Below are 13049 nucleotides of genomic sequence, written 5' to 3' on the forward strand. Positions count from 1 at the left end.
ACATCAGCAAGCGCCCACATGAATTACCTGATCAAATTGTTAAAGAGCTGGTCGCCGAGGCCGTGCCCCGTTGACGTGTGCGTATACTACCCGATTCACCGTCAGGGTCAACAGCGATTTGAACATTTATGAGCAAAAACCTAGTCCTGTATTTAATAGCCGTCACACCGCCCCAATAAACTAGGCGTGAACCCTTTACGCTGCAGCCAAGCGAGCCATGAGCTCTTCGCGTCGCTCAGGGGTAGCAAAGGCTTCTTCGATGGCATTGCGGGTTAGCTGACGAAAGACCGTCTGATCCCAGCCAAACGCTTCAGCGCAGGCAAGGTGATTGGTCAGCATACCACCACCAAAGTAAGCGGGATCGTCGGAACTAATGGTTACTTTGAGCCCTTCAGCCAAAAGTTCCGGGAGCGGATGATCACGAAGATCCTCTACCACCTTCAAACTGACGTTAGATAGCGGGCAGACCGTTAAAACAATTTGCTCGCGGCGCAACCGCCCGACTACTTTATCACTCTCTAAACAGCGCACCCCATGATCAATGCGTTGAACATCAAGTAGATCCAGGGCCTCTGTAATATATTCAGCAGGCCCCTCTTCCCCCGCATGGGCTACGCGCACCAATCCAAGCTGCTTAGCGCGCTCAAATACGCCGACAAAGTCAGCGGGAGGATTGTTTAGCTCGGCGCTATCCAAGCCAATGGCATCCAGCATTTTCCAATATGGCGCAGCCTGTTCAAGTACATGTAAGGCCTCTTCTGCCGGACGATCGCGTAGAAAAGCCATAATCATGCCGATAGAGAGATCGAGAGTCTCTTCAGCCTCCTGTTTGGCTTTTAATAGCCCGGTCATTACCACTTCAAGGGGTACGCCACGTTGAAGATGCGCCTGGGGGTCAAAGTGCATGTCGATATGCACAACGCCCTCGCCCCGCGCACGCTTGAAATAATCCATCGCCAGGTCGTAAAAATCCTCTTCATTACGAAGTACGCTCATACCCTGAAAATAGAGATTCAAAAAACCCTGCAGATCGTTGAAGTGGTAGGCATCTTTGGCGTCTTGAACTGTCGCATAAGGCAACTCAATGCCATTGCGCTGCGCTAAAGCAAACATTAACTCAGGTTCCAACGAGCCTTCGATATGCAAATGGAGTTCTACTTTGGGAAGATCACGTAAAAATTCGTGCATGAAGGGCTCCTAGCTGTCTTATCAATTGATCAATGCCACTCATTATTTAAGCGGGCATTGCTCAAGTTTACCGGCATCTAGATGCCAGTGGTACTCGACCCCAGGCAATAGAGTCAGCGAACTAACCTGATGGACAAAGAAAATAGCCGTTCGGTCAACCAGCCATTTATCCAGGGTCGCCGCGATGTGCTTGGCCGTCGCCGCATCAACGCCTGCAAACGGCTCGTCAAGAATGACCACTTGAGGGTTGCATAGCATCAGGCGGGCTAATGCCAAACGCCGGCCTTGTCCCCCTGAAAGCTGCTGGCCTTTCTCGCCCACCGCCGTAGCTAAGCCTTGCGGCAATTGCTCAACCCAGCCTTTCAAGGCCACGCCATTTAATACCGCCCAAAGCATGTCATCGTTAGCCGCGGGGTTGGCGATACGCAGATTTTCGGCTATAGAAGCATCGAACAGATCGACCTGCTGGGTCAGCATGGCAAAGTGAGCGGCACGGTTTTCGGTGGAAAGCTGCCAGGATGGTATGCCGCCTACCAGCGCCTTACCCTCGGTCGCTTTTAAGCGCCCCATTAACACCCTGGCTAAAGACGATTTTCCGGCACCGGAATTGCCGGTAATCACCGCTCGTTTGCCTGCAGGCAGCTGGAAATCAACAGCGCTTAACGCGGGCGCTAATGTCTGCGCATAGCGCAGAGAGAGCCGTTCAACTTGAATGCTTAGACCAACACCGTTTGGCAGCGTAACAGTGGGGGTCGTCGCCGATAAATCACCGGTTAGCGCATTTAATCGCCGCACCGCTGCATAGCTAGCACCCAGCTTGACAAAACTAGCCGGTAGCGTAATGAACGCCTCATTCGCCCCCAGTGCTATCAATGCCGCCATCACCAAAATAGGTCCTGTAACCAACTGCTGGCTAAACACCCAGCTAGCGAACCACACTACTGCCACCACCATTAATCCGCTGACAACACTCACCAGGCAGTTAATCAACGCTGCCTTACGCCCTAAACGGCGCTGGTTGCTAAACGCTTGCTGCTCTTGACTAGCGATCAGGGCCCGATGCCACTGGGTCGTTTGATAGCTCATCAACTCAGCAGACGCCTGCACTTGGTCGACCACTAAACGCCGCAGCGACTGCTGGTCAACCACCTGCTGATAGCTTTGCGAAAATCCCCAGACAGCCGCCAATAGTGTCGCCACTAGCCAGAGAAAGCTCAGTGTCACCGCCATCAGCATGGCAATGCCCGGCAACCAAATAGCCACAAAAAGCGACACAGCCACCACGCCAAGTAGCGCCACCAAAGGTGGCACCAAGAGACGCAGATAAAAATTATCCAGGGTGTCGATATCCGCCGTTAACCGGCTCAACCAGTCGCTGGCACGTTCACCGTGCAAGCGAGCGTCGTCGAGGCGTGTTAAATAACCAAATACGCGATAGCGCAAATCGGCAAGCAGCGTTAACACCGTATTATGGTTATAAAGACGTTCAACGTAGCGCGCGACGGTACGTGCCAAAGCGAAGAAACGAATGCCGCCACCGGGCACATAAACATCAAGTCGCGCAGGAATGCCAAGAGCCAGGGCAATACCGGTCAGAGCGCTGGCAGTAATAAACCAACCGGATAAGCCCAGCAGGGCAAGCCCAGCCATTAGGGTAATCCAAACCAGCAGAGCGCCCAATAAAAAGCGCCGACGCCGCCGGACTAAAAGCAGTAGCCAGGGGCGGAAGTCGCGATAAATAGCCATCATAAGACCACCTCGACCAGCTCACCCTGCTCAAACGCCAAGTGACGATTAGCAACAGCAATCACAGCCGGATGATGGGTCGCTATCACTAAGGCACGCCCTTCTTGGGCAAGCGCTAACAACGCCGCCAAAACAAACTGCTCAGTTTCCTGGTCTAAACTCGCCGTAGGCTCATCTAATAGCAGCAGTGGCGCATCGCTAAGATATACGCGGGCAAGCGCCAAGCGCTGGGCTTGCCCCCCCGACAACCCGACTCCACGCTCGCCGATTAACGTATCCAAGCCATCGGGTAGCTGGGTTAACAGAGGTCCAAAACCAGCGCGATTTAGTGCAGCGGCCATTTCTTCGCGGCTAGCATCAGGTGCTGCCAAGCGCAGATTATCGATCAAACTACCGTGCAAGAGACAGGGCTGCTGATCCAGCCAGGCGTAGGGGCTATTTTTTTGCCGCCGACACTCTCCAGCGCTGGGTGCGATAAAGCCCGCGAGTAAAGCAAGCAGCGTCGACTTACCGCTACCGGAGGCACCGCTAAGCGCCACTACTTCACCCCGCTGAAGGGTGAAATCGATAGGGCCTATCACCTGCCCTCGGCCAGGGTAAGCAACGCAAGCCGCCATTAACTCAATGACCGACCTATCCGACAGCGGCGCCATAGCGCCATAATCGCTCACCAAGCTTGGCTGGTTGAGTATATTCACCACGCTCTCAGCGGCACCCAAGGCCGCTGCGCGGTCATGGTAGTGCTGAGAAAGGGTGCGTAGCGGCTGAAAAAACTCGGGCGCAAGCAGCAGCACCGCCAGGCCCGAAAAAAGCGTCAGTGATGGCGACGGCCCATACTCGATGTAGCCGAGCAGGCCAAAACCGACATACATGGCCACAACCGCAATCGCCACTGAGGAAAAGAACTCCAGCACTGCCGATGAGAGAAACGCCAACCGAAGAGTACGCATGCTAAGGCGCCGATAGCCATCGGTGGCATACCAAACATCCTGCTGCGCGGCTGATGTACGGCCAAATAGCTGCAGTGTGGTCATACCGCGCACACGGTCAATAAAATGCGCTGACAATCGTGATACGGCCACAAACTGATCACGATTAAGGCGCTCAGCCCCCATGCCGACCAAGGCCATAAAAAGCGGAATAAGTGGTGCAGAAAGAAGTAGAAACAGCGCCACCAGGTAATCGAGCCAACCTGCCACCGCCAATATCAACAGCGGCAAGCAGAGCGTGATACGCAGTTGGGGGTAAAAACGCGCGAAATAACCTTCAAGCGCATCAATATGTTCAACCACTTGGTTGGCCAGGGAGCCGCTGTGCTGACTGGTAAGCCAAACCGGGCCTAAGGCAGATAGTTTATCCAGTAGCTGGGCCCTGGCACGTTGACGAATGCGCAGGCTCGCTTCCAGGCTCAGCGTTTCATGCCCCCACTGAAAGGCAGCGCGTAACAGCACGCAACCCACCAGCAGGGAAAATATCGGCACTAGAGACATGGGCGATTGATCGTGAACCACCAACTGATCAATCAGCCAGGCAAGACCCACTACCACAACGATCGTTTGACTACCTGCCAGCACGCCGCAAAGTGCAGCGCCCAGCAGGCGCTTGCGCTCTCCCTTAGCCAACGTTTGTAGCCAACTGCGCGGCGTAAGAGAAAGCGCGACTTCAGTTACCATGGATCAGTGATATCCCTCGCCTACACGCACCTTGCCGCGGAACACCCAGTAGGTCCAGGCGGTATAGGTCAATATAATCGGAATGACAAACACCATACCGACTAGCAGGAATAGCTGTGACTCGGGTGATGAAGCCGCGTCCCACAGCGTGTAGTTCGGGGGCACAATCACCGGCCATTTACTGACGATCAAGCCCAGGTAGGTGAAAACATAAATGCCGATAGTCGCCAGGAAAGGCACCCCTTCACGACGCTTCTGTACCGAACGGAAAACCACAAAAGCGCAAGCCAAGGCAGCAAAGGGAAAAACCCAAATCAGTTGAATATTGCCGAACCAGCGTTCCCAGACCAGAGGATTCACAAACGGCGTCCAGAGGCTAATCACAGCGAAAACAAACAGCACCAGCGCCAGCAGCAGCGGAGTGATTTTGTAGGCCCAATCCTGCACATGGCCTTCTGATTTGAGTATTAGCCAAGTCGCCCCTAGCAGCGCGTAGCCCGCCATCAAGCCAAGCCCCGTTAGCACTGAGAACGGCGTTAGCCAGTCAAAGGCACCGCCTACATAGGCGAAATCTTCAACCGGAAAGCCTTGAATATAGGCTCCTACCACAGCCCCTTGAGCGAAGGCGGCGACCGCCGACCCCCAGCAAAAAGCGCGGTTCCACCAACGCCTGTTGCGGCGAGACTTGAAACGAAATTCAAAGGCAACGCCGCGAAAGATCAACCCGGCCAGCATTAAGAAGACGCCGATGTAAAGCGCAGGCAAGAACACCGAATAAACCAGCGGAAAGGCGCCTAACAAGCCAGCACCGCCGAGTACCAGCCATGTTTCGTTGCCGTCCCATATCGGCGCCACCGAGTTCATCATCACATCCCGAGCATCTTCATCGGGAGCAAAGGGGTAGAGAATACCCAACCCCAAATCAAACCCATCCATAAGCACATACATCATGATGCCGAAACCGATGATGAAGGCCCAAACTAACGTTAGATCAAACATTTCCATGTCTAGCTCCTCACCGGGTCAACGTCATCATCAAAAGGTGTATGCGCCGCCGACATAGGCCGCATGGGGCGCTTGAAGTTCTCGTCGGTGGTTTCGCGTTCCTCTTCCGGCAGCATGCCGTTACGCACCACACGGGTGAGGTAATAAATGCCCGCGTAAAACACCACGCCGTAGACCAAGGCATAGCCAATCAGCGTAAACAGCGCCATAGGGCCGGTGAGCGACGGGGTTAAGCCCTCGGCATGGGTCATCATGCCGTAAACCAGCCACGGCGAACGGCCTGACTCTGTGACGATCCAGCCCGCCAAAACAGCCACAAACGGCATGGGAATCATCGCCGTCAGGCCTTTTAAAAATAGCCGCTTGTCGTAGATACGACCTTTGCGACGCAAGATTAACCCCGTCAACGCCACCGCAATCATCAGCAGACCAATCCCGACCATAACGCGGAAGCCCCAAAATACAATCAGCACCGGCGGCTGCTCGTCAGGCGCTGCCTCGCTAATGCCAGGCACTTCCCCATCAAGAGAGTGGGTCAAGATGATACTGGCCAGGTTCGGAATACCCAGCTCAAAGTGGTTGGTTTGTGCGTCCTGGTCAGGGATGGCGAACAGCAACAGCGGCACATTGCCAGAGGTCTCCCAGTGCCCTTCCATGGCAGCCACTTTCGTCGGCTGGTGCTCTAAGGTGTTAATGCCATGGAAATCGCCAATGACCGCCTGGGTCGGTGCCAGAAACAGCAACAGCCAGAGACACATGGAGAGTGCACGACGATTCGCTTCTGGGTCACGGTCACGTAACAGGAACCAAGCACTCACCCCTGCCACAACAAAGCCACCGGTCAAAAACGAGGCAACGGCCATATGCATAAAGCGGTAAGGAAACGAAGGGTTAAAGATCGCCTCGCTCCAGGAAGTCACGTGGAAGCGAAAGTCGATCAGCTCAACGCCGGCAGGAGTATGCAGCCAGCTGTTAGCCGATAGAATCCAGAAGGAAGAGATAAAGGTGCCCACCGCCACCATAATCGCCGCAAATAGGTGCACCCCTTGAGGGACTTTACCGCGCCCAAATAGCAGCACACCCAAGAAGGCTGCCTCTAAAAAGAACGCCGTGACGACTTCATAGCTAAGCATGGGCCCGAGGAAATTCGAAGAGGCCTGAGAAAAGTTGCTCCAGTTCGTGCCGAACTGAAAGGACATTACGATGCCTGACACCACCCCCATACCAAAGACAACGGCAAACACCTTTGTCCAGAATAGCGAAAGGCGATCCCACGCAGGATTCTTCGTCTTGAAGAACAGGCCATGGAGCAGCGCGATATAGGACGCCAAGCCAATCGTGAACACGGGGAAGATAGCGTGAAACGACACAACGAATGCAAATTGCAATCGCGATAATACCAGCGGATCAAGTTCCATTTCACTCTCCTAAGACCTGAATCGGTATCCCATGAATGGGTTAACACAAGCTTAGTTGAGCCTTTATGGCACGACACTTTTAGTTATAAGCACTAAGCTTATTGCTTTACGCCAGGATCCTGTCACTAGCGCCACTCTTGGACAATTATTATACAACAAGCCCTCACTGCCCAAGATGAGTCGCATTGACGCACCGTTCAGCCTGCGCCAACCTTTATGGCCTGAATACCATAGCGGCGCGCCATGACAATAAAAGCACTACCGAGACATTATCACCACGCTGACCATATAGCCGGTGTAAGCGACAAATAGTGCCAGTAGAACGCCCCCTTCCAGACGATTAATGCGCCGTGGGCGGCCGCGCCAAGAAAACGCAAATAGGATCATCAGCAGCGTCATACCGGTCATCACGCTCCAATCCCGCACCAGCACCTCTCGCCCTGCTTCGATAGGCGCAATCACCCCCGCAAGACCAACCACTGCCAAGCTGTTAAACAGGTTAGACCCAACCACATTACCCAGCACCATATCATGCTCCTTGCGGCGCAGAGCGGTAATGGAGGATGCGAGTTCAGGCAGTGACGTACCTATGGCTACCACGGTCAGACCAATAATCAAGTCGCTCACACCGAAGCGCAGCGCAATCTCAACGGCTCCCCATACCAGCAGACGTGAACTAGCGATTAGCAGCACTAACCCCACTAGCGTCCACATAATGGCTTTACCCCGGGACATCGGCTTGCTGTCCAAGGTTTCTGCCACTTCAGCGACGATAGAATCTTCGGGCTGCTTGCGAGAACGCAAAATGCTCACAACAATAAAAACAACCAACGCCAGCAAAAGACCAACAGCCTCCCAGCGCGCAACAAACCCGTCCAGCAGTATCAAGCCTGTTGCTAGCATCACCAGCATCAATATCGGCATCTCTTTACGGATTACGCTAGAGTGAACCGAAAGGGGCGCGATAAGTGCTATCAAGCCAAGTATCAGACCAATATTGGCAATATTTGAACCGTAAGCATTGCCGACCGCCAAGCCGGGATTTCCGTCCATCGCCGCCAGTACCGACACCATCATTTCCGGTGCTGAAGTACCAAACCCGATAACCAGCATGCCAATCAATAGCGGTGACAAACCCAGCCAACGCGAGGTTGCCGCAGCACCGTCGATAAATTTCTCGGCACTCCAAACCAATAGGACTAATCCAAACACAACCGCTAATGTGGGAAGCAACATTTCGTTTCCTTCGTGGCATAATGATTGGCAATGTTCACAGATTCTGATCTAAATAAGACTTCATAGCGGCGGTAGTAAGATGCTATTACTAGCAATCCCTGCCACTATTTTGCGACACTGAGAAACTAATCCGACGCAGAATTACGCGGCCATTCTGAGCGGATTTAACCGTTCGTCACTGCGCTGCAGCATCGTTGTCTAAACTAACGCTTTGGTCAAGCGTCTAGCCTATGTTTTTGAACATTATTTCAGCGACATAGAGTTGCTAAACTACGTATTTGACAGCTTAATCCGCCACATCCTAGTAGTTTTGCTAGGGGCTCGCACTGAGAGTTTTGGTTTTTGCCTCCACAACGATTGATTAAACGCCCTACATTGCCGGTCAACGCCCCCCTCGTTGACCGTTTGCCACCTGAGGCCAGAACTCAGCGACGGCGTTTGCGTGCCTGTCATGAGTGTGACTGGGTATCGGCGTTGACGCCGTTAAACTCTGGCGAGAAAGCCAGCTGCCCACGCTGCTCACACGTGCTGGTTAAACGCCACCGCTACCCAGCCCAGCGCAGCATGGCTCTAGCCATTGCCTCGCTTGCAGCCCTTATAGTGGCAGTGTCGTTCCCGTTTATTAGCTTTACTGTCAGCGGAGTGAGTAACCGCATTGAACTGACACAGACGGCCACCACGTTGATCGGCTTTCACCAGCCGGTGGTCGCCATAGCGGTCATTATGACCATTGTGGTACTGCCCGCGGTCTACCTACTGGGCGTTATCTGGCTGCAGTTTGGGCTACTCCGCGATCGCCCCCTGCCCTTTAGCCGTGATATTGCCCGGTCATTAGCGCACTTAACGCCGTGGATGATGGCCGATGTGTTTATTATCGGCGCATTGGTCAGCCTGATAAAAATCGCCGGTCTGGCCGACGTGACCATAGGCATCTCCTTCTGGGCATTTTGTGCTTTTGCACTACTGCTACTGATGACCAGTCAGTCCCTGGACGCCGATTGGATGTGGTTCTCGCTAGAGGGAGAATCACTGGCTCCCGAAGGCACTCAGACGGGGCTACCGGCTGGCGAACAAGGGCTAACCGGCTGCCCTACCTGCGGGCTTATCAACAGGCTATCGCCACAGGGCCGTGGGCGCTGCATTCGCTGCCATGAAAAACTTCATCAGCGGCTACCGAACAGCTTGCAGCGCACATGGGCACTTCTCGGTGCATCTGCCATCATGTACATTCCAGCCAATGTATACCCTATTATGACCACCACCAGCTTAGGCAACTCCTCGCCTTCGACCATTATTGGCGGTGTGGTGCAACTGATTCAGATGGGCTCATGGCCGATTGCAGTAGTTATCTTTATTGCCAGCGTGATCGTCCCCGTCGGCAAATTGGTGGCGTTAACCTGGCTTTGCTTAGTTGTCAGGCGCAGCAGTGCATTTAACGCCCAAAGTCGCACCCGGCTGTACCGCTTAACAGAATTTATCGGCCGCTGGTCAATGGTCGATGTGTTCGTGGTGGCCATCTTGGTTGCGCTGATTCGCGCAGGCTCCTTGATGTCAATTACCCCAGGCCCGGCGGCACTCGCCTTTGGCTCCGTGGTTGTGTTAACCATGTTGGCGGCGATGAGCTTTGATCCGCGCTTAATTTGGGATACGCCACTCCCACCTCGTCCCTCTCTTCTTCGCCGTAAAGCGGCCACCAAGGAACCTGTTGATGGCTAATGAACCAACATCGCCAAATCCCAACCCAACAAATGGTCAGGATTTAAATAAAGCCAAAACATCACGCCAGACCAGGCTCTCGCCCATCTGGGTCGTGCCTATCGTGGCGATTGTCATTGGGTTGTGGCTGGTTTATGACAACTACGCCAGTCGTGGCACTCAAGTGACACTAACAATGGATAACGCCGAGGGTATCGAAGCGGGCAATACGCTGATTCGCAGCCGCAATGTTGAAGTCGGCCGAGTCCAGAGTGTGCGCCTGTCTGACGACCTTTCCCATGCGGTGTTAACCGCCCGCATTCAGCCAGAGGTAGAGGATATGCTGCGCGAAGACACCCGTTTTTGGGTGGTCAAGCCGCGCATTGGCCGTGAAGGGATTAGTGGGCTGGGCACCGTGCTCTCTGGCGCTTACATTCAGCTTGAGCCAGGCACAGAGACAGCACCCCGGCGAGAATTCCCGGTAAGCGATATCCCCCCTGTTGCGCCCGCAGGCCAAGCAGGCCTGCGTCTTAGCTTAACGAGTCAACTGGGCAATTCACTGCGAGTAGGTGACCCGGTTTCTTACCAGGGCTACACCGTAGGGCGTATCGAAGAGAATAGTTTTGAGCCCGAGTCACGCACCATGAAGCATCAGGTGTTTATTGAAGAGCCGTATACCAATTTAGTCACCGACAGCACCCGTTTCTGGACCTCTAGCGGTGTTGATTTTCGCTTAGACGCCGACGGAGTTCGGGTTAACGTTGAATCCCTAGAAGCACTACTGGGGGGCGGTGTTACCTTCGGCGTGCCCGAAGACCTGCCGATGGGACAACCCGTTGAAGCCAATACACACTTCACCCTCTATGCTGATGAAAACGCCGCACGGGAAGGCACCTTTAACCGCTACTTGGAGTATGTGCTGCTGGTAGACGAAACGGTACGCGGACTTTCCAAAGGCGCGCCAGTAGAGTTTCGCGGCGTGCGACTGGGCACCGTTGCCGCCGTGCCCTGGAACTTTACCGCACCCCAGCCCGACTCCCGCGCACGCTTTGCGATTCCCGTCCTGATTAGGATTGAGCCTCAGCGCCTGGGCATAGAAAATAGCGATATTGACCTGGAAGAGTGGGAGGCACGCTTCCAGCGCATGTTTGGCTTGGGGCTGCGCGCCTCGCTAAAAAGTGGCAGCCTGCTGACGGGCGCCCTGTTTGTCGATTTAAACTTCCAGCGTGATCTTGCCGATGAGTATGTTGCCGAACGCTTCTCGGATCGAGCCGTATTCCCCACCGTGCCTGGCGGTTTTGCCCAGATACAAGCTCAGGTGACGGATTTACTCGAGAAGCTAAACGCCCTTGAGGTCGAGCCGCTGTTAACCGGCTTGGATCGTAACCTGCAGGCTTCTGAGAGCATGCTGAATGAGATTCGCGATGTGAGCACCTCCCTTAACCAGTTGCTCAATGACCCGGAAACACAAGCTGTTGGGGGCAACCTAAACGCGACGCTAGAAGAACTGCGCAACACGCTACAGGGCTTATCCCCTTCATCGCCTGCCTACCAAGAGCTTACAACGGCGATTGAACGGTTGGATCGCTTGATGCGTGACCTGCAGCCACTCACTCGAACGCTCAATGACAACCCCAGAGCACTGTTGTTTGACAATCTGGATGCCCAAGACCCCATTCCGCGTGCGCCGCGTGATTAAGGAGCAAAGTATGTTGATGTGGATTAAGTATTTGCTGCTGCTGTTGGTCTGCTTACTGGTCTCCGCCTGCGCCAGCAGCGTCACGCCCCCTGCACGCTATATGCTGCCGAGCGCGCCATTGGCAAGCACACCCCAGCAGCCACAGGGCACGCTACTGGTCAGCTCCCCTCGGCTTGCCCATTACCTTGATGTCGATGGCATCGTGATGCAGCTCGACGATATTACCCTGAACGCCGCGCGGGAACACCAGTGGGCCGAAGGGTTGGGCAGACAGCTGGAGCGAAGGGTGCGCGCTAACTTAGCGCAAGCGCTGCCAAGGCTTAGGGTTATGCGTGAGGAAGGTGAACAGGCCAACGCATTGACCCTGCGCCTCAACGTTGATCAATTCCAGGGCCGCTTTGACGGTGTCGCCGTGGCTAGCGGCCAATGGCAATTGCTTAACGCTGCGGGTGAACTGCTAGCGATGGAAAATTTCCACACGGAAACAGCCCTGACAGAGGATGGCTACCCCGCTCTGGTGCGCGCATTAAGCGATAGCTGGGATCAGGCTGCCGAGCTTATTGCCAACGCAATACGCCAGGGCGACTATTTTGATTAGTCAGCGCTTTTCTAAACAGGGTTTGCTGCACTAAGCTTAACGCTATTCCTCTCTGGGGCGCCTACATGACAGATGAACCGAACCAAACGACTGAAGTGCCGGTTGAACAACTGCGTGATGCCATTAACGCCCTAATGGAAACGGTCACGGCGCTGATAGAGGGCGAAGCGTCTCAAGGGGTTTTTGAAACAGCCCTCAATAGCCACGACGCCCTTCGCGATCAGCTAGCAGCACGCACACCCGACACCTCAACACTGGCCGCGCTCCAGCGCATCGAGCAATTTATTACTGTTCAAGCTGGGCACTACTATCAAACGGTTAACGGCGAATTTGATGAACAGCAAAGCGGCCGCTTTATCGCCCTCTTTGCGCGACAGCTATTGGCTCTCGACGGTGTCGGGCCAGCCACTGCGCGCCAACTCTTTCAACTGGGGGTTTTCACCCCTGAGCACTTTTTTGCCTTAACGCCTAAACAGGTGGCACAACTACAGCTACCGCCCGCTACCTTAGCTCGGGTAATTCCACTGCATGCCCAGCACCCATCACTGACACGTGACAGCGAAACAAGCTGACGCTGCATAACCGTGTTACACTATTCGGCTTATTACTGACACGTGTTACTAACGCCTAGGTTTACTGGTGTGTCCGTGCACATCAGATGATAGTGCGCCTTGGCGCTATCTCCTTCACGTCTCCTGTCATCCACGGCTAACCAACGACCATCGCGGCACACTGAATTATCTGGCACACTTCGCTGCCGCGATGGTGAATCAACCTCGCTTTTTGAACAT

Annotated in this window: 10 protein-coding genes; 4 read left to right on the plus strand and 6 right to left on the minus strand. The window is 54.3% G+C overall.

The features are described from left to right. Positions 1-195: 195 nt before the first annotated feature. From ACT3UM_RS13215 to ACT3UM_RS13240, 6 genes are all read right to left on the minus strand, one after another. Complete coding sequence (locus ACT3UM_RS13215; protein WP_498899471.1) at positions 196-1188, minus strand: adenosine deaminase; 993 nt, start codon at positions 1186-1188, stop codon at positions 196-198. Positions 1189-1230: 42 nt separating this feature from the next. After that, positions 1231-2937, minus strand: coding sequence for a thiol reductant ABC exporter subunit CydC (gene cydC / locus ACT3UM_RS13220; RefSeq protein ID WP_498899473.1), 1707 nt, complete (start codon positions 2935-2937; stop codon positions 1231-1233). Further along, positions 2934-4607 carry a thiol reductant ABC exporter subunit CydD gene (cydD, locus tag ACT3UM_RS13225; protein WP_498899475.1) on the minus strand — a complete coding sequence of 558 codons (1674 nt, stop codon included), beginning with the start codon at positions 4605-4607 and terminating at the stop codon, positions 2934-2936. Before cydD ends, cydC begins: the two co-directional genes overlap by 4 nt. Before the next feature lie 3 nt (positions 4608-4610). Further along, on the minus strand, positions 4611-5612 hold the full coding sequence (cydB, locus tag ACT3UM_RS13230; protein ID WP_035579575.1) for a cytochrome d ubiquinol oxidase subunit II: 1002 nt from the start codon (positions 5610-5612) through the stop codon (positions 4611-4613). Positions 5613-5614: 2 nt separating this feature from the next. Further along, positions 5615-7030, minus strand: coding sequence for a cytochrome ubiquinol oxidase subunit I (locus tag ACT3UM_RS13235; protein ID WP_035579577.1), 1416 nt, complete (start codon positions 7028-7030; stop codon positions 5615-5617). A 258-nt stretch (positions 7031-7288) separates the two neighbouring features. Then, the gene (locus ACT3UM_RS13240; RefSeq protein ID WP_498899478.1) at positions 7289-8266 is read right to left on the minus strand and encodes a calcium/sodium antiporter; all 978 of its coding nucleotides are present in this window, start codon (positions 8264-8266) and stop codon (positions 7289-7291) included. 342 nt (positions 8267-8608) lie between these two features. On the opposite strand from ACT3UM_RS13240, the gene ACT3UM_RS13245 reads away from it, so the two are divergent. From ACT3UM_RS13245 to ACT3UM_RS13260, 4 genes are all read left to right on the plus strand, one after another. Beyond that, a complete protein-coding gene (locus ACT3UM_RS13245; protein ID WP_498899480.1) occupies positions 8609-9982 on the plus strand; it encodes a PqiA/YebS family transporter subunit in 1374 nt (457 codons plus the stop codon). After that, a complete protein-coding gene (pqiB, locus tag ACT3UM_RS13250; RefSeq protein WP_498899482.1) occupies positions 9975-11660 on the plus strand; it encodes an intermembrane transport protein PqiB in 1686 nt (561 codons plus the stop codon). Before ACT3UM_RS13245 ends, pqiB begins: the two co-directional genes overlap by 8 nt. A gap of 10 nt (positions 11661-11670) precedes the next feature. Then, complete coding sequence (locus ACT3UM_RS13255; protein ID WP_498899484.1) at positions 11671-12258, plus strand: PqiC family protein; 588 nt, start codon at positions 11671-11673, stop codon at positions 12256-12258. A gap of 65 nt (positions 12259-12323) precedes the next feature. Next, positions 12324-12830, plus strand: a complete 507-nt coding sequence (locus ACT3UM_RS13260) for a helix-hairpin-helix domain-containing protein (RefSeq protein WP_498899486.1) — start codon at positions 12324-12326, stop codon at positions 12828-12830. Positions 12831-13049 lie beyond the last annotated feature (219 nt).

Source organism: Halomonas sp. AOP13-D3-9 (assembly GCF_052379125.1).
In the GTDB taxonomy this organism is placed as follows: Bacteria; Pseudomonadota; Gammaproteobacteria; order Pseudomonadales; family Halomonadaceae; genus Vreelandella.